Origin of the sequence: Massilia oculi (genome assembly GCF_017582745.1) — a bacterium.
Classification (GTDB): Bacteria; Pseudomonadota; Gammaproteobacteria; order Burkholderiales; family Burkholderiaceae_D; genus Telluria; species Telluria oculi_A.
Window position 1 is genome coordinate 191,438 of sequence record NZ_JAFVIM010000004.1, and the last position, 17,076, is coordinate 208,513.

The following is a 17,076-nucleotide window of genomic DNA, read 5'->3' on the forward strand; positions in this document are numbered from 1 at the left end:
CGGTCATCGAGCCGGACGGCGCCGCACCTGCAGCCGCCGTCCGGCGAACACGACGCCGATGACGGCCAGCGCGAACAGGCTGTTGTGCAGGGTCAGCGGTTCGCCCAGCAACACGGCGGCGCCGACCAGGCTCATGAAAGGCTGCAACAGCTGCACCTGGCCGACCCGGGCGATCCCGCCCAGGGCGAGGCCGCGGTACCAGAAAAAGAAGCCGATGAACATCGAGAACACGGTGACGTAGGCCAGTCCTGCCCAGACCGCCGCGCCGACGCCGGCGAACGCGTCCAGCCGGGGGACGTAGTGCCAGGCCAGCAGCGGCGCCACCAGCGGCAGCGTCAGCAGCAGCGCCCACGAGATCGTCTCCGGACCGCCCAGGGTGCGCGCCAGCTTGCCGCCCTCGGCATAGCCGACGGCGCCGGCCGCTAGGGCCAGGAACATCAGCAGGTCGGCCAGGTGCAGGGCGCCGCCGCCCTGGGACAGGGCGAACGCGATCACCAGCGCCGCGCCGAGCACGGCCACCAGCCAGAAGCCGGCGGACGGCCGTTCGTCGCCGCGCATGGCGCTGTACAGGGCCGTCATCAGCGGCAGCAGGCCGGCCAGCACCGCGCCGTGCGAGGCCGGCACCCAGCGCAGGGCAATCGAGCTCAGGAGCGGAAAGCCGATCACCACGCCCAGCGCCACCAGGACCAGCGGCGCCAGCGCGGCGCGTGGCGGCAGCGGAGCGCGCCGCCATCCGAGCCACAGGCCCGCCAGTAGCGCCGCGCCGAACGCGCGCCCTAGGGCGACGAACAGCGGATCGAGTTCGGCCACCGCCAGGCGGGTGAACGGCAAGGTGAGGCTGAACATCGCCACGCCCACCAGGCCGAGGAGCATGCCGCGCGCTTCGTCGTGGCTGGCGGTCGGGATGGGGCGGGCGAGGGCGGTCATCGGGTGTCCTTGATTCGGCTTGCGGCAACGGGGCAGTGGGTCTATCCTAGCCGCAAGGACCAATACAGTCCCAGTACACTTCAACCGATAATTTGCCGACTGTGGTGGTGAAATGACCGATACACTCGCCGTTGCCTTACCCTTCGTTTTGTCGCGCGATTCCGGAGCACCGCTGGCCGACCAGATCGTGAGCGCGGTGGCGGCGCGCGTCGACGAGCGCCTGCTGCGCCCCGGCGCGCGCATGCCCTCGATCCGGCGCTTCGCCGCCAGCCACGGCGTGTCGCCGTTCACCGTCGTGGCCAGCTATGACCGGCTGGTGGCGCAGGGCTATCTGGAATCGCGGCGCGGCGCCGGCTTCTTCGTGCGCGAGCGCCAGGCCCAGGCGCGCGGCGTGCCGATGGCGCAGCCGGCGCCGGTCCCGGCCGAGCTCGACATCGCCTGGCTGGTGCGCTGCATGTTCCGCCAGGCCCCGCTCGGGCTGGCGCCGGGTTCCGGCGTGCTGCCGGCCGACTGGCTCGACGGCGCGGCGGTCGCCAATGCGTTGCGCGCGCTCAGCCGTCAGAACTGCGACGGCCTGCTCAGCTACGGTTCGCCTCACGGCTACCTGCTGCTGCGCCAGCAGCTGCAATTGACACTGGCCGAGCTCGAAATCGAGGCGGCGCCCGAACAGCTGGTGACCACGCTCGGCGTGACCCAGGCGCTGGACCTGGTGGCGCGCGCGTTCTGCCAGCCCGGCGACACGGTGCTGGTCGACGATCCGGCCTGGTTCCTGATGTTCGGTTCGTTCGCGGCGATGGGGCTGAAGGTGGTCGGCGTGCCGCGCCTGGCCGATGGCCCCGACCTGGCGCGGCTGGCGGAACTCGCCGCCCTGCATCGGCCGCGCCTGTTCGTCATCAACTCGGTGCTGCACAACCCCAGCTCGACGTCGATGTCGGCGGCCAAGGCCTTCCAGGTGCTGCGCCTGGCCGAGCAGCACGATTTTCTCGTGGTCGAGGACGACATCTATTGCGGCCTGCACCCGGGCGGCGCCACGCGCCTGGCCGCGCTCGATGGCCTGCGGCGGGTGATCTACCTGGGCGGCTTTTCGAAATCGATGGCGGCCAACCTGCGGGTCGGCTTCATCGCCACCTCGCGCGAACGGGCCGCGTTGCTGGCCGACCGCAAGATGCTGGCCACACTGAGCACCAGCGACATCGGCGAGCGCGTGGTCTATAAAATCCTGGCCGAAGGCCACCACCGCAAGCACCTCGACCGCGTGCGCGGCCGCCTGGATGCGGCGCGGCCGGGCGCGCTGCGCCGGCTCGAGGCGCTCGGGATGCGGGTCGACCCGGCGCCGGCGGCCGGCATGTTCCTGTGGGTCGACGCCGGCACCGACACCAATGCGCTGACGGCGCGCGCCATGCAGCAGGACTTGCTGCTGGCGCCGGGCAGCCTGTTCTCGCCCAGCCAGCAGCCGTCGACCCGGATGCGGCTGAACCTGGCGGCGCTGCAGGATCCGGGCGTGTGGCGCTTTTTGGAGGCGCGAAGCTAGCCGGCCTGCTCGCCCGGGCAGCCGCCGCCGGCCGCCATCATCTTGTTGAAGCCTTCCATGATCTGCTCCGGCGTCAGGTCCTGCTTGTGGGTGGCGATCGACCAGCGGTGGCCGAACGGATCGGCCACCTGGCCGTAGCGGTCGCCCCAGAACATGTCGGACAGCGGCATCGTCGGCTTGGCGCCGGCCTCGAGCGCCTGCGCCCACACGGCGTCGGCGTCTTCCACATACAGGTGGATCACCACGGGCGTGCCCTGCAGGGCCAGCGGCCCGCGGCTGCCATAGTCGGGGAAATCGTCGGCCAGCATGATGTGCGAGTCGCCGATGCGGATCTCGGCATGCATGATCTTGCCGTCCGGCCCCGGCATGCGGGCGACTTCGACCGCGCCGAAGGCCTTCTGGTAGAACGCGATCGCGTTGGACGCGCCTTCGCAGACCAGGTGCGGGGTGACGGTACGGTAGCCTTCCGGGATGGGGCGCACTGCCTGGTTCATGGTGTTCTCCTGTGCTGTGGTGGATGGGGTGCTGCTGGTGTTACGACGAACGGAGGCGGCATGATTCGACAGGATGGCGCAAAAAAAGTGCGATTTTCATCAAACCACAATATTTCTTGTCAAAAATACTCTTGAAATCCTTTTGCGCATCCTTATATGCCTCCGAGTCTGACCAATCCCCCCATGTTTTTTAACGAGGAACAAGATGGCGAACGCCGAAAAAGAAACCCTTGGCTTCCAGGCAGAAGTAAAACAGCTGCTGCAACTGATGATCCACTCCTTGTATTCGAACAAGGAGATCTTCCTGCGCGAACTGATCTCGAACGCGTCCGACGCGGCCGACAAGCTGCGCTTCGAGGCGATCAACAACGACGCCCTGTACGGCAACGACCATGAACTGAGAATCAAGGTCTCGTTCGACAAGGATGCGAAAACCATCACGATCTCGGACAACGGCATCGGCATGAGCCGCGACGAGGTAATCGCCCACCTGGGCACCATCGCCAAGTCGGGCACCAAGGAATTCTTCAGCAAGCTGTCGGGCGACCAGCAGGCCGACGCGGCCCTGATCGGCCAGTTCGGCGTGGGCTTCTATTCGGGCTTCATCGTGGCCGAGAAGATCGTCGTCAATACCCGCCGCGCCGGCGCCTTCGCCGAACAGGGCGTGCGCTGGGAATCGCGCGGTGAAGGCGACTACTCGATCGAGCAGATCGAAAAGACGGGCCGCGGCACCGACGTGATCCTGCACCTGCGCGAAGGCGAGGAAGAACTGCTGTCGTCGTGGAAGCTCAAGTCGATCATTCGCAAGTATTCCGACCACATCTCGCTGCCGATCGTGATGCAGAAGGAAGAGTGGGACGAAGAGAAGAAAGAGACCGTCCTCAAGGACGAACTCGAGACCGTGAACCAGGCCAGCGCGCTGTGGGCGCGCAGCAAATCGGACATCACCGAAGAGCAGTACAACGAGTTCTACAAGCACGTCTCGCATGATTTCCAGGACCCGCTGACCTACACCCACAACCGCGTCGAAGGCCGCAGCGAATACACCCAACTGCTGTACGTGCCGGCCCACGCGCCGTTCGACCTGTGGGACCGCAACAAGCGCGGCGGCATCAAGCTGTACGTCAAGCGCGTGTTCATCATGGACGACGCCGAGCAGCTGATGCCGACCTACCTGCGCTTCATCAAGGGCGTGATCGACTCGAGCGACCTGCCGCTGAACGTCTCGCGCGAGATCCTGCAAGAGTCGCGCGACGTGCGCGTGATCCGCGAAGGCTCGACCAAGCGCGTGCTGGGCATGCTCGAGGAAATGGCGAACTCCGAAGAACAGGCCGGCAAGGACAAGTACACGACCTTCTGGAAGGAATTCGGCCAGGTGCTCAAGGAAGGCGTCGGCGAGGACGCGACCAACAAGGACCGCATCGCCAAGCTGCTGCGCTTCGCCTCGACCGCCAATGACTCGGCCGAGCAGACCGTGTCGTTCGCCGACTACGTCGGCCGCATGAAGGAAGGCCAGGACAAGATCTATTACGTCACCGCCGACAACTACCAGGCGGCGAAGAACAGCCCGCACCTCGAGATCTTCCGCAAGAAGGGCGTCGAGGTGATCCTGATGACCGACCGCGTTGACGAGTGGATGCTGTCGTTCTTCACCGAGTTCGAAGGCAAGGAACTGGTGTCGGTCGCCAAGGGCGGCCTGGACCTGGGCGCGCTGGAAGACGAGGCGGAGAAGAAGGAGCACGCCGAGACCGAGGCCGGCTACAAGGAGCTGGTCGAGAGCATGAAGGGCGCGCTGGGCGAGAAGGCCAAGGACGTGCGCGTGACCTTCCGCCTGACCGACTCGCCGGCCTGCCTGGTCGCGGACGAAAACGAGTTGTCGGGCAATCTGCTGCGCATGCTGAAGGCGGCCGGCCAGGAAGCTCCGGAATCGAAGCCTATCCTCGAGATCAACCCGGATCACCCGCTGGTGCAGCGCCTGAAGTACGAAGACGCGAGCGGCGAGCGCTTCGCCGACTGGGCGCACATCCTGTTCGACCAGGCGATGCTGGCCGAAGGCGGCAGCCTGGTCGACCCGGCCTCGTTCGTGAAGCGCCTGAACGAGATGCTGCTGGCGGGCGGCAAGTAAACTTCACTGCAAGGTAAACAAAAAGCCGGGACAGCGATGTCCCGGCTTTTTTTCATCCGAAGCGCAGCGCCAGCGCCACCGCGCAGCCCAACGCCCCCGCGGCAGCAGCAAGGCGCGCCACGCGCGTCGCCGCCGTCACGTCATGCGACAGCAGGCCGATCGCGATCCATGCCGCCGCCGTCAGGCAGCCGATCCACGGCACGAAGCCGTATCCCTGGGGGCGCAATCCCGAGCAGCACAGCAGCGACACGAGCAAAGCCAGCGCGCCGAGTGCCTGCGAGAGCTTGCAACGGCGCTCCATCGCCAGCCCGAGCGCCAGGAAGCCCGCCACCGCCGCGGCCAGGGCGGACAGGCCGAACAGCGTGGCAGGCAGCGGCGTCATTCAATCGACTCAGAACGTCGCCTGGAGCGTCGCCGTCACGTTGCGCGGCTCGCCATACCAGTTGCTGCCGCTGGTGCTGCCCAGGGTGCGGTAGTAGTGCTTGTCGAAGATATTGTTGAAGTTCAGCGCAGCCAGGAGGTTGCGGTTGATCCGGTAGCCGACGCGGCCCGACCATACCGCGTAACCCCGCTGTTCGAGGCGCAGCGCGCCGCTGGTCTTGTAGGTCAGGCTCTGGGCGTTGACGCCGCCGCCCACGCTCCAGGCGCTGCCGGCGGGCCGCCAGCTGGCCCAGATGCGCGCCAGGTGGCGCGGGGTGAAGGTCGACAGCGGCTGGTTCTCGTTGGCGCTCGGCAGGCCGGTGGCGGTGCGGTCGCGCAGGTACTTGGTCTGGTTCCAGGTATAGCCGGCGCTGAGGTCGAGGCCGGGCGCGAGCTGGCCGGTCAGCTCGGCATCCAGGCCCTGGCTGCGCACTTCGCCTTCGGCGACGAAGCAGCCGCCGCCGGTCGGCGAACCGATGCAGGGCGAGGGATTGAGCGGATCGCTCTGGGAGCGGTTCTTCTCGAGGATCTGGAAGGCGGCCAGCGAGGCGTTCAGGCGTCCGCCGAACAGCGCGCCCTTCAGGCCCGCCTCGATATTGCTGCCGGTGGCCGGCTCGAGCGGGTCGCCGCTGGCGGTGTACTGGTTGGCCTGCGAGCGGAAGATCTCGGCATAGCTCAGGTAAGTCGTCCACTCGGGCGCGAAGTCCCATTGCAGCGCGCCGTAGGGCGTGATTTCGCCGTCCTGCTTGAAGGGCCGGGTGCTGTAGGCGTTCGTCACCAGGTTGAAGGTCGAGCTCTTCCAGTCGCTGACGCGGCCGCCGGCGATCAGCTTCACGGTATCGGTCAGCGCGAAGCGCAGCGAGCCGAACAGGCCGGATTGCTCGATCGCCGCGAGCGTGTGCGTGGCCGGGCGTGCGATGGCGGTCGGCGCCACGGCGTAATCGTAGGGGTTGAAGGTGTAGGGATTGACCACCGGATTGGCGATCGAGTACAGCTGGCTGGTGCTGTCATAGTCGCGCTGCATCCAGTTGGCACCCAGCAGGACGTCGTGGCGGCGGCCGAAGGCATGGAAGCTGCCCTCCAGGGTGGCGTCGGCGGCCTTCTGCTCGCCCAGCAGATGGGCGCGGAACGACGACAGCGACGGGCCCCGGTTGCTTGCGCGGTCAACCGCGCCGAACGCCGAGCCGCTGAGGTCATGGTTGTCCTCGCGCATGCGGCTGAAGGCCACGCGCAGCTTCCAGTCGTCGTTGAAGCGATGGTTCAGGTCGACGATGGCGGTGGTCGAGGCGATCGCGGTGTCCGACCAGGCGGCGTTCATATAGGTCGAACGCGGCAGGCCCAGGTCCCCGCCATCGGCGAAGCGCGGCAGGCCGCCATAGAACGGCGTAAGGTCGTTTTCCTCGCGGTGGATGCCCACGCCGACCGTGGTCGACGGCGCCAGGTCGGCCTCGACGATGGCGTACAGGACTTTGCGCTGGCTTTCGGAGACGTCATAGAAGAACTCGCGGTCTTCATAGGCCCCGACGACGCGGGCGCGCAGGCTGCCGCTGTCGTTCAGGACGCGGTTCGCATCGACCTGGGCCCGGTAATTGTCCCAGCGGCCGGCGCTGGCCAGCGCCTCCACCTGGTTGGTCTTGAGCGGACGCTTGCGCACCAGGTTGACGGTGCCACCGGGGCTGCCGGAGCCATTGAACAAGCCGGCAGGGCCGCGCAGCACCTCGACCCGTTCGAACACCGACAGGTCGGGACTGATATTGAAGCCCGAGCCGCGCTGGGTGGCGACGCCGTCGTACTGGATCGTGTCGATCTCGAAGCCGCGCGAATAGAAGCGGCGTTCGTGGCTGCTGCCTTGCTCGACCACCAGGCCGGTGATGTTCGCGAGGGCCTCGTCCAGCGTGCGCAGGTTCTGGTCGTCCAGGCGCTGGCGGTTCACCACCGACACCGATTGCGGCGTTTCGCGCAGGCTGGCGCTGCCCTTGGCCACCGAGGCATCATCGACGGCGTAGCCGTTCTCGAACTTGTCGGCCGTGACCAGGACGGTCGTCGGGGCTACCGGTCCGTCGGGCGCTTCGGCAGCGAGGACGGCGTGGGTCGGATAGGCGAGGGCCAGGGCAAGCGCGAGCGGCAGGCGCATCGGTGAGGTCATGCGAATCTTTCTTCAGGAGGTGGGCGGGCAGGCGCAATAATATCGCGAATGCAAATGAGAATGATTCGCATTGTGATGCATATATAAGCTTTATGCAATATGCAAGCTCAGGCTTTCCTGCGCGTCGCCAGCCAGCACAGGATGGAACCGGCGCACACCATCGCCGCGCCTTGCCAGAACGCCAGCGACAACGGCGTGTCCAGGACCAGCGCCGCCAGCGCCGCCGACAGCACGGGGATGAAGTAGGAGGCCCCGGCCAGCACCGTGACATTACCGTGCAGGATGCCGACATTCCAGGCCGCGTAGCCGAAGCCCATGGCCGCAGCGGCCAGCGCCAGGTAGACCGCAGCGCGCAGGTCGACCCGCATCGGTTCGCCGCCGATGGCGAGGTATTTGATCCACAGCGCGATGGCGGTGAGCATGAAGAACAGCGTCACGCCATTGCTGCCGTTGGCGATGCGCGCGGTGACGGTGCAGTAGCTGGCCCAGATCAGGGTGCCGGCGAAGGCCAGGCCATAGCTGAGCGGGTTGTCGCGCACATTGGCCGCCATCGCGGCCGGATCGAGGCCGGCGTCGTCGCCCAGCACCCAGCACACGCCGCCGATCGCCAGCGCCAGGCCGGGCGCGATCAGCCAGGTCGTTCGCTGGCCGTTGAAGACGATGGCGAACACCATCGTGAATGCAGGCCACAGGTAGTTCACCATGCCGACTTCGATGGCCTGGCGGTTGGTATTGGCATAGCCGATCGACAGCGCGAGGCACATCTCGTAGGCGACGAACAGGAGGCTGCCCCATGCCAGGTAGGCGCGCGGGAAAGTGCGCACCTTGCTCGGGCCGACCGTGAGCAGCCGCAGGATCGAGGCGACCGTATAGATCAGCGCCGCGCCGCCGGTCGCGCCGAAGCTCGCGCTCACGCCGCGGATCAGGCCGACGATCGAGCTCCAGAACACGATCGCGAGCAGCCCGATCAGGGTGGCCCGGGTGGTCTTGCTCGTTACCTTATAAATGCCGGATCTCCGCCGGTGGCGTGGCCCAATTGTCGTTGCGTCCATCGATATGGCGCACCGGCGCGGCCAGCAAGTCGGCCACCGGCAGGTCGTCCAGGCTGGACACCGTGACGGCGACGAAGGGACCGCTGCGCTGCGCATCGCCGGTCGAGAATACGTTGGTGCCGCATTCGCCGCAGAAATGATGGCCGTCGCGCCGCGTGTGGAAGCGGTATTCGCGCAAGGAATCCCGGCCCTGCAGCAGGCGGAAGGCGCCCGGGGCCAGCTGCACGGCCCAGAACCGCATCTTGCTGCAGATCGAGCAGTTGCACTTGATCGTGCCGAGGGCCAGGTCGATGTCGGCCTCGTAGCGCACCGCGCCGCAGTGGCAGCTGCCGTGGTAGGTCTTCATGCGTGGCCGCGTGCCTGCCATGCGTCGCGACCGATCTGGTAGACCAGCGTCGGGCGTCCATGCCAGACTTCTTCGCCGCGATATGCCATGCCGAGTTTTTCCATGATGCGCGCCGAGCGCAGGTTGCCAGGCTCGCAGATCGCGCACAGCAGCGGCGCCTGCAGCTCCTCGAAGGCGAAGCGCGCCATGCGCTCGGCGGCCTCGATGGCGTAGCCACGTCCCCAGCGGTCGGGGCGCAGGCGCCAGCCGATTTCGTGCGGGTTCGCGGGATCGTGCCCCAGGTGCTGGATGCAGCCGGCGCCGACCAGCTCACCCGTGTCCGGCTCGATGAAATTCCACCAAGAGTAGCCGATCGTCTCCCAGCGCGCCTTGACGCGGGCGATGACGGCGCGGGTTTCCTCGGGCGTCTCGGCCTGGCCGCTAATGTAGCGCATGACCTCGGGATCGCCGTTCAGCAGGCGCATCCCCTCATAGTGTTCGTCGGACACCGGCTCGAAGCGCAGCCGCGCGCTGTGCAGGACCGTCATGCGCCCGATACCTCGTCGCAGAACTGCTCCAGCAGGCGCAGGCCTTCCGGCCAGTCGCCATGGCCGGAGTCGGAATTGAGGTGGCCGGCGTCCCCGATCTCGACCAGGCGGCTGCCCCAGGCGCCGGCGAAGGCGCTCGTGCGGTCAAGGCTGGCGAAGGGATCGTTGGCGCTGCCCACCACCACGCTGGGGAAGGGAAGTTGCTGCAGCGGGATCGGCGCCCAGCAATTGAGGTCGGCCGGGTACGATGCCGCTTCGACGTCGCTCGGCGCGACCAGGAAGGCGCCCGCCACCTTGAGCGGGGAGCCGGACAGCGCCCAGTGCGCGACCAGCATGCAGCCCAGGCTGTGCGCCACCAGGATCGGCGCGCCCTGGCAGTCGGCGATGGCGGCGTCCAGCTCGGCCACCCATTCGTCGCAGTGGGGATTGGTCCAGTCGCGATGCGCGGCGCGGCGCCAGTGCGGGTTGCGCTCATGCCAGAGCGATTGCCAGTGGCGCGGGCCGGAATTCCACAGGCCGGGCAGGATCAGGACATCACACTTCATCTTGCTTCTCCTTGATTGGGGCAGCGGGGGCAGCGGGGGCGGCGGGGGCGGCGCCGGCGGGAGCCAGGCGGGCAGGGCGCCACACCATGGCCGCCAGGCGCGCGAGCAGGCGCCGGAACACGTCCTTGCGCTGTTCGGTCAGCATGCCGAGGACGGCGGTCGCGACGGCGACGGCCAGGCCGAGGGCCAGCAGGTCCGTCATGCTGCCGGGGTCGTGCGGATACAGCGCGGGCCAGGCGATCAGCACCAGCGCGTGCGACAGGTAAAGCGTCAGCGTGTACGAGGCCAGCAGCCGGATCGGCGCCGCGACGCGCAGGAGGGCGTCGAAGCGGGCGAAGCGCGCGCAGGCGAAATTCAGGCAGACGATCAGGCCGAACACGTAGTCGGCCAGGAAGCGGTCGGCGTTCCCCAACAGGAAGGCTTGCCCGAGCCAGGATGCACGGCCGGCCGCGCGCAGGTTCTCCTCGATCCCGCTGGCCTCGTAGAGCACCAGAAGGGCCAGGCTGGCGACCCACCCGAGGCGGGCCAGGGCGCAGGGGAGCGCATGCCGTGCCTGCCAGTGGTAGAGCGCGACCCCGGCCAGCCAGACCGGCAGCAGCAGCCACAGTTTGACGCCCATGACGGCCAGCACCAGGCCAAGTGCCGGCAGCCGCCACGGCCCGCGCACGTAGCAGGCGACGCCGAACAGCACGTAGTACCAGACCTCGTAGTTGAGCGACCACCAGGGGCCGAGCCAGGGCGGGACTTCGGCAAGGGACCACAGGTCGCCCAGGAACAGCAGGTGGAAGGGGATATAGAACCAGGGCTTGGCCAGCTGGTAGTGCAGATCCATGCCGGTCATCAGGTGGCCGCGCACCAGGCTGGCGCAGGCGAAGGCCAGCAGCAGCACCGGCAGCGCCACCGAATAGATGCGGGCGGCGCGCGCCAGCGCGTACTCGCGCGCGCTCGGGCGGCGTTGTTCGGTGGTATAGGCGATCACGAAGCCCGACAACACGAAGAAGGCCATCACGGCCTCGCGCCCGAACAGGGTCAGGAGGTCGGCGCCGGGCATTTCCACCAGGCCGAACTGGCGCATGTGCATCGCCACGACCGCCAGCGCCGCCAGGAAGCGGACCAGGTCGAGGTAGACCGAGAACGGCTGGTCGAGTGGGGAGGGGGCGGCGCGCATGGCGTTTATATTAATGCAAAACGGGCCGATGGCGACGCCAGCCGGTCCGCCGCCGGCCGCCGCAGCCCGTTAGAGCTCGGTGCGCAGCGCGAACAGCTCCGCACAAGCGGGGTCACAAGCGGGGTCAGGTCTGACAATCGGACACGGCCTCCAGCATAGTGGCATTCTATGGCTGAGGTTGTGTCCAAATGTCAGACCTGACCCCGTAGTTTTTCGTCCATTCCGCTGCCCTCAAGCGGGGTCAGGTCTGACTTTCGGACACGGCCTCGACCATAGTGGCATTCTATGGCTGAGGTTGTGTCCAAATGTCAGACCTGACCCCGCAGTTTTTAAGCTCCCTTACAGCTCGGTGCGCAGCGCGAACAGTTCCGGGAACAGCACCACGTCCAGCATCTTGCGCAGGTAACTGACGCCGGCGGTGCCGCCGGTCCCGGTCTTGAAGCCGATGATGCGCTCGACCGTGCTGACGTGGCGGAAGCGCCAGAAGCGGAAGGCCGTCTCCAGGTCGACCAGCTTCTCGGCCAGCTCGTACAGCGCCCAGTGGCGCTCGGTATCGCCATACACCTGCAGCCAGGCCGCCTTGACCGAGTCGTCGGCGCGGGTCGGTCCGGTCCAGTCGGCCTCTAACCGCGCCGGATCGATGGCGAAACCGCTCCGCGCCAGCAGCATCACCGCCTCGTCGTAGATCGAGGGCAGGGCCAGTTCGCGCGCCAGCAATGCGTGGGCCTCGGGCGACTTCTCGTGCACCGCCAGCAGGGCCGGGTTCTTGTTCCCGAGGATGAATTCCAGTTCGCGGTACTGGAAGGACTGGAAGCCCGACGAGGCGCCCAGGTAGGGGCGGATCGCCGTGTATTCGGGCGGGGTCATGGTGGCCAGCACGTCCCAGGCATGCACGAGCTGGTCCATGATGCGTGCCACCCGCGCCAGCATCTTGAACGCGGGCGGCAGGTTGCCTTCGCGGATGTGGCGCCGCACCGCCTGCAGCTCGTGCAGCATCAGCTTGATCCACAGCTCGCTGGTCTGGTGCTGGACGATGAACAGCAGCTCGTTGTGGTTAGGCGAGCGCGGATGCTGGGCGTTCAGGATCTGGTCCAGGCCCAGGTAATCGCCATAACTCATGGCTTCCTTGAAGTCCATTTTGGCGCCGTGCCATTCGGCCGGCTGGCCGTCGTTCTGTTCTTTCTTCATGTCGATGCCTTGTCAGGTGACGGCGCCGCGGGCGGCGTCCACGTCATAGTCGTTGCGGTCGAGGATGTCCTTCAGGATATCGACCGCGTCCCAGACGTCGGTGAAGCTCGTATACAGCGGCGTGAAGCCGAAGCGCATGATCTCGGGTTCGCGGTAGTCGCCGATCACGCCGCGCGCGATCAGGGCGGCCATCACCGCATAGCCGTGCGGGTGGGTGAAGCTGACCTGGCTGCCGCGGCGCGCGTGCTCGCGCGGCGTCACCAGGCCCAGCGGATAGCCGGCGCAGCGGCGCTCGACCAGCTCGATGAACAGGTCGGTAAGAAGCAGCGACTTGGCGCGCACCGCGGTCATGTCGGTCGCCTCGAAGATCTCGAGGCCGCACTCGACCAGCGCCAGCGAGACGATGGGCTGCGTGCCGCACAGCGCGCGGCCGATGCCGGCCACCGGGGCGAAGGCGGGCGCCATCGCGAACGGGCTGGCGTGGCCCCACCAACCCGAGAGCGGATGGTCGAAACGCGCCTGGTGTTTTTGCGGCACCCAGATGAAGGCCGGGGCGCCCGGTCCGCCGTTCAGGTATTTATAGGTGCAGCCGACGGCGAAGTCGGCGTCGGCGGCGTGCAGGTCGACCGGCACCGCGCCGGCCGAATGGGCCAGGTCCCACACCGCCAGCGCGCCGGCTTCGTGCGCCAGGCGGGTCAGCGCGGCCATATCGTGCTGGTAGCCGGTGCGGTAGTTGACGTGGGTGAGCATCAGCACCGCGCAGTCAGCATCGAGCGCGGCCGGGATCTCGTCCACGCTGTCGACCAGGCGCACCCGGTAGCCGCGTTCCAGCCACCGGCTCAAGCCCTCGGCCATATAGATATCGGTCGGGAAGTTGCTGCGTTCGGTGACGATGACGCGGCGGCTCGCGCCGGCGCCTTCGGACTGGAGGCGCAGGGCGGCGGCCAGCGCCTTGAACAGGTTGAGCGAGGTGGTGTCGGTGACGGCCACTTCGCCGGGGCCGGCGCCGACCAGCGGGGCCAGGCGGTCTCCCAGGCGTTTGGGCATGTCGAACCAGCCGGCCGTGTTCCAGCTCTTGATCAAGTCGGTTCCCCATTCGCGCGCCACCACGTCCTGGGCGCGGGCCAGGGCGGCGCGGGGGCGGGCGCCGAGCGAGTTGCCGTCCAGGTAGATCACGCCGTCGGGCAGGTCGAAACGGGTGCGCAGCCCGGCCAGCGGGTCGCGTGCATCGAGCGCCAGGCAGTCGGCGCGGGTGGTGGTTGGTGCGGTCATGCCGGTCCTATATATAGATAGTTGACGCTTGAAGGATGCGTGCAGGTCGGCAGTGTAGCAAGTTCCATCGTCTATCGACAGCCGAATGTTGCTGTTACGACATTCTTTGTATTGACGAAAAAATTTTGAAATTTTTTTGCGTCCGACCCTAAAGTTCCTGATGAGCTGTCCGATAACGAGTCAGAAGGACGAAAAGGCGTCGAAAAAATATTAAAAAATATTTTCAAACAGCCCTAAAGTCCGCCTGAAGGCTGCCGTTAATGGATGAGTGAAGTGCATAAAAGCAACACATGCACAGGCGGTAAAGCGGAAATTCACGAGTTTCCGGCAGTAAATTCAGTAAAACCTGTAGTGAATCTGCGACAGCTGCCGGCTGACGTAGACCCAAATCAAGGCGCTTCCCGGCGTCGTTTCAGCCCAAATTCCGAGTGGGTTTTCATAGGGAGTCAGAGGCGTTTGTCAGACAAACTCCTACGGCTTCCCCTCGTCGTTCGCCTACCTTAAATACAGGTTTTGTCCAATTCCTGAAAAGTTTCCCCACAGTCAGAATCTATCTCGTCGGCAACACAAACAAACGCCGAAACAACCAACGGAGAGAGAAGATGACGATGAACGACATGATGGCTGAGATTCGCGACGCAAACCTGAGCTACCTGATGCTGGCCCAGCAGATGATTCGTGCCGACAAAGTCACCGCCATCTTCCGCCTGGGCGTGTCGGCCGAGATCGCCGACCTGATCGAAGGCATGAGCAATGCCCAGATCCTGAAGCTCGCCGGCGGCAACATGATGCTGGCCCGCTTCCGCTTCGACGACACCGCGATCCTGGGCATGCTGACCAGCCACACCAAGGAACGCAGCCTGGCGCAATCGCACGCCGCCATCCTGATGGCGGGCCAGCCGGTCGAAGAGATCGTATAATCCCTGCCAGCGGCCACTTGGTGGGGCCGCCTTGGAACAGGCCGGGAGCAGTAGATGAGCAAAAAAAGCGTCGTATCCGAAGCGCAGGAAATCCAGCTCGCGATCGAACTGATCAACCTGGGCGCACGCCTGCAGTTGCTGGAGACCGAGGTCTCGCTGTCGCGCGAACGCTTGCTCAAACTCTACAAGGAGCTCAAGGGTGTCTCTCCACCCAAGGGCATGCTCCCGTTCTCCACCGACTGGTTCCTGACCTGGCAACCGAACATCCACTCCTCGCTGTTCATGAACATCCACCAGTTCCTGGTGGAGCATGCCGGTGCCTCCGGCATCCAGGCCGTCATGAAGGCCTATAAACTCTACCTCGAACAGATGCCGCCGGCGCCGGGCGAAGAACCGCTGCTGTCGCTCACCCGCGCCTGGACCCTGGTGCGCTTCTTCCAGAGCGGCATGCTGCTACTGGCCCCGTGCAGCCGCTGCCAGGGCAAGTTCATCGTCAACGCCCTCGACCTGAACGCCGACTACCTGTGCGGCCTGTGCCACATGCCTTCGCGCGCCGGCAAGACCCGCAAGGCCAAGGATGCCCGCGAAGCGGCCGAGCGCGCCGTCGCCGACGGGGCCGACGCTGCCGACGACGCCGCCACCGGCGCCTGACTTGGCGCCACGTCTGCTACGCTTTCCCGCAGTCCGGGCGCTCCTGATCCAGGCCGCCGCCTTTCCGCTCACGCTCGCCATCGTCTACCTGCTCGCCAGCAACGGCCTGGTCTTGTCGTATTGGCACGTTGCCCTGGTGCAGGGCGTGCTGGCCGCGCTGCTGTCCTGGTGGCGCGGCCTGGCCAGCTGGTGGCGCGCGATCCAGTTCGGCTTTCCGCTGGCGCTGCTGGGCGCCAGCCAGCTGGCCATCCCGCCGGCCGCCTTCCTCGCCATCTTCCTGTTCCTCTTGTTGCTGTACTGGTCGACCTACCGCACCCAGGTGCCGTACTACCCGTCCGGCCGCAAGGTGTGGGAGGCGGTCGCGTCCGCGCTGCCGCAGGGCAGGCCGGTGCGCGTGATCGACATCGGCAGCGGCATCGGCGGCCTGGTGCTCGATCTGCAGCGGCGCCGGCCAGAGTCGCGCATCGAGGGCATCGAGCTGGCGCCGCTGCCGTGGCTGGCCAGCCACCTGCGCGCCCTGGTCAGCGGCAGCCGCGCGCGTTTCATCCGCGGCGACTACGAAAAACTCGACCTCGGCGACTACGACGCCGTGTTCGCCTACCTGTCACCGGCTGCGATGAGCGCGCTGTGGCGCAAGGCTGCACGCGAGATGCGGCCCGGTTCGACGCTTTTCAGTTACGAATTCATCATCGAAGACCGGCCGCCGAGCCGTATTATCCATCCGGCCATAGGGGGCCCGGCGCTATATATGTGGGACTTTTAGGCGACAAATGGTGAGTATTCCGGGAGTTTTTCTTGCTCGTGGGCCATTCTCCAGCTAGAGTAGTTCCCTGAATAAACTTTTTCTGAAATTACCGGTTTCGGGTCCTCAGGACGAGGTCGAAACAGGCTTTTCTGGAGCAAAATCCCTTGTTAGTGATTGTTGGTTACATCATCGTCTGCGCCTGCGTGTTCGGCGGGTTTGCGCTCGCCGGCGGCCACCTGGCTTCGCTGTGGCAGCCGATCGAGCTCTTGATGATCGGCGGCGCCGCCTTTGGCGCCTTCTTTGTCGGTAACAACGGCAAGTCGATCAAGGCCACCATGAAGGCCTTCCCGAGTGTCTTCAAGGGCTCCAAGTTCACCAAGGACATGTATATGGAGCTGATGGCCCTGCAATTCGACGTGCTGTCGAAAGTCCGCAAGGAAGGCCTGATGTCGATCGAGGGCGACATCGAGGCGCCCGAATCGTCGCCGCTGTTCTCCAAGTATCCGGCGGTGCTGGCCGACCATCACATCGTCGAGTTCATGACCGATTACCTGCGCCTGATGGTGTCCGGCAATATGGATGCGATGCAGATCGAAAACCTGATGGACAACGAGATCGAGACCCACCACCACGAGGGCGCCGTGCCGGCCCACGTGATCGCCAAGATCGGCGATGGCCTGCCGGCCTTCGGCATCGTGGCGGCTGTCATGGGCGTGGTTCACACCATGGAATCGGTCGGCCTGCCGCCGGCCGAGCTGGGCATCCTGATCGCGAAGGCGCTGGTCGGCACCTTCCTCGGCATCCTGCTGGCCTACGCCTTCGTCAGCCCGCTGGCCAGCGTGCTGGAACAGAAGCTCGAAGAGTCGACCAAGATGTTCCAGTGCGTGAAGGTCACGCTGCTGGCGAGCCTGAACGGCTATGCGCCGGCGCTGGCCGTCGAATTCGGCCGCAAGGTGCTGTACTCGACCGAGCGCCCGAGCTTCGCCGAGCTCGAAGAGCACATCAAGAAGAAGAAGTAA

At 66.1% G+C, this 17,076-nt stretch carries 17 protein-coding genes; 6 read left to right on the forward strand and 11 right to left on the reverse strand.

Translation table 11 applies throughout. The features are described 5' to 3' along the window. Nucleotides 1-3 precede the first annotated feature (3 nt). On the reverse strand, nucleotides 4-927 hold the full coding sequence (locus J3U95_RS06650) for a DMT family transporter (RefSeq protein WP_208277849.1): 924 nt from the start codon (nucleotides 925-927) through the stop codon (nucleotides 4-6). 112 nt (nucleotides 928-1,039) lie between these two features. Here J3U95_RS06650 and J3U95_RS06655 point away from each other — a divergent pair, with 112 nt between their 5' ends. Beyond that, complete coding sequence (locus J3U95_RS06655) at nucleotides 1,040-2,458, forward strand: aminotransferase-like domain-containing protein (protein WP_208277850.1); 1,419 nt, start codon at nucleotides 1,040-1,042, stop codon at nucleotides 2,456-2,458. Here J3U95_RS06655 and J3U95_RS06660 read toward each other — a convergent pair. Then, nucleotides 2,455-2,952: a VOC family protein gene (locus tag J3U95_RS06660; RefSeq protein WP_208277851.1), complete on the reverse strand. Its 498-nt coding sequence runs from the start codon at nucleotides 2,950-2,952 to the stop codon at nucleotides 2,455-2,457. The two genes, J3U95_RS06655 and J3U95_RS06660, sit on opposite strands and share 4 nt — an antisense overlap. A 205-nt stretch (nucleotides 2,953-3,157) precedes the next feature. Here J3U95_RS06660 and htpG point away from each other — a divergent pair, with 205 nt between their 5' ends. Then, complete coding sequence (gene htpG, locus J3U95_RS06665) at nucleotides 3,158-5,077, forward strand: molecular chaperone HtpG (RefSeq protein ID WP_208277852.1); 1,920 nt, start codon at nucleotides 3,158-3,160, stop codon at nucleotides 5,075-5,077. A 52-nt stretch (nucleotides 5,078-5,129) separates the two neighbouring features. On the opposite strand, the gene J3U95_RS06670 is transcribed toward htpG, so the two are convergent. The 9 genes from J3U95_RS06670 to kynU all read right to left on the reverse strand — a co-directional run bounded on the left by J3U95_RS06670 (nucleotide 5,130) and on the right by kynU (nucleotide 13,741). Continuing rightward, on the reverse strand, nucleotides 5,130-5,459 hold the full coding sequence (locus J3U95_RS06670) for a DUF3325 family protein (RefSeq protein WP_208277853.1): 330 nt from the start codon (nucleotides 5,457-5,459) through the stop codon (nucleotides 5,130-5,132). Between the two features lie 9 nt (nucleotides 5,460-5,468). Beyond that, nucleotides 5,469-7,643 carry a TonB-dependent siderophore receptor gene (locus J3U95_RS06675; protein WP_208277854.1) on the reverse strand — a complete coding sequence of 725 codons (2,175 nt, stop codon included), beginning with the start codon at nucleotides 7,641-7,643 and terminating at the stop codon, nucleotides 5,469-5,471. A 107-nt stretch (nucleotides 7,644-7,750) separates the two neighbouring features. Then, nucleotides 7,751-8,695 carry an aromatic amino acid DMT transporter YddG gene (yddG, locus tag J3U95_RS06680; RefSeq protein WP_229519677.1) on the reverse strand — a complete coding sequence of 315 codons (945 nt, stop codon included), beginning with the start codon at nucleotides 8,693-8,695 and terminating at the stop codon, nucleotides 7,751-7,753. Next, entirely contained in the window at nucleotides 8,643-9,041 is a 399-nt protein-coding gene (locus J3U95_RS06685) for a GFA family protein (protein ID WP_208277855.1), read from the reverse strand. Before J3U95_RS06685 ends, yddG begins: the two co-directional genes overlap by 53 nt. Further along, on the reverse strand, nucleotides 9,038-9,568 hold the full coding sequence (locus tag J3U95_RS06690) for a GNAT family N-acetyltransferase (protein WP_208277856.1): 531 nt from the start codon (nucleotides 9,566-9,568) through the stop codon (nucleotides 9,038-9,040). Before J3U95_RS06690 ends, J3U95_RS06685 begins: the two co-directional genes overlap by 4 nt. Further along, a complete protein-coding gene (locus tag J3U95_RS06695) occupies nucleotides 9,565-10,113 on the reverse strand; it encodes an RBBP9/YdeN family alpha/beta hydrolase (protein ID WP_208277857.1) in 549 nt (182 codons plus the stop codon). Before J3U95_RS06695 ends, J3U95_RS06690 begins: the two co-directional genes overlap by 4 nt. Beyond that, nucleotides 10,103-11,281: an acyltransferase family protein gene (locus J3U95_RS06700; RefSeq protein ID WP_208277858.1), complete on the reverse strand. Its 1,179-nt coding sequence runs from the start codon at nucleotides 11,279-11,281 to the stop codon at nucleotides 10,103-10,105. The genes J3U95_RS06695 and J3U95_RS06700 overlap by 11 nt, the downstream gene beginning before the upstream one ends. 339 nt (nucleotides 11,282-11,620) lie before the next feature. Continuing rightward, complete coding sequence (gene kynA / locus J3U95_RS06705; protein ID WP_208277859.1) at nucleotides 11,621-12,469, reverse strand: tryptophan 2,3-dioxygenase; 849 nt, start codon at nucleotides 12,467-12,469, stop codon at nucleotides 11,621-11,623. Nucleotides 12,470-12,481: 12 nt separating this feature from the next. Next, nucleotides 12,482-13,741, reverse strand: coding sequence for a kynureninase (gene kynU, locus J3U95_RS06710; RefSeq protein WP_208277860.1), 1,260 nt, complete (start codon nucleotides 13,739-13,741; stop codon nucleotides 12,482-12,484). Nucleotides 13,742-14,343: 602 nt separating this feature from the next. Here kynU and flhD point away from each other — a divergent pair. The 4 genes from flhD (at nucleotide 14,344) to motA (ending at nucleotide 17,076) form a co-directional block, all read left to right on the forward strand. Next, nucleotides 14,344-14,661, forward strand: a complete 318-nt coding sequence (flhD, locus tag J3U95_RS06715; RefSeq protein ID WP_005666655.1) for a flagellar transcriptional regulator FlhD — start codon at nucleotides 14,344-14,346, stop codon at nucleotides 14,659-14,661. Nucleotides 14,662-14,715: 54 nt separating this feature from the next. After that, complete coding sequence (flhC, locus tag J3U95_RS06720; protein ID WP_208277861.1) at nucleotides 14,716-15,312, forward strand: flagellar transcriptional regulator FlhC; 597 nt, start codon at nucleotides 14,716-14,718, stop codon at nucleotides 15,310-15,312. Between the two features lies 1 nt (nucleotide 15,313). Then, the gene (locus tag J3U95_RS06725; RefSeq protein ID WP_208277862.1) at nucleotides 15,314-16,075 is read left to right on the forward strand and encodes a class I SAM-dependent methyltransferase; all 762 of its coding nucleotides are present in this window, start codon (nucleotides 15,314-15,316) and stop codon (nucleotides 16,073-16,075) included. A gap of 146 nt (nucleotides 16,076-16,221) precedes the next feature. Continuing rightward, nucleotides 16,222-17,076, forward strand: coding sequence for a flagellar motor stator protein MotA (gene motA / locus J3U95_RS06730; RefSeq protein ID WP_109347169.1), 855 nt, complete (start codon nucleotides 16,222-16,224; stop codon nucleotides 17,074-17,076).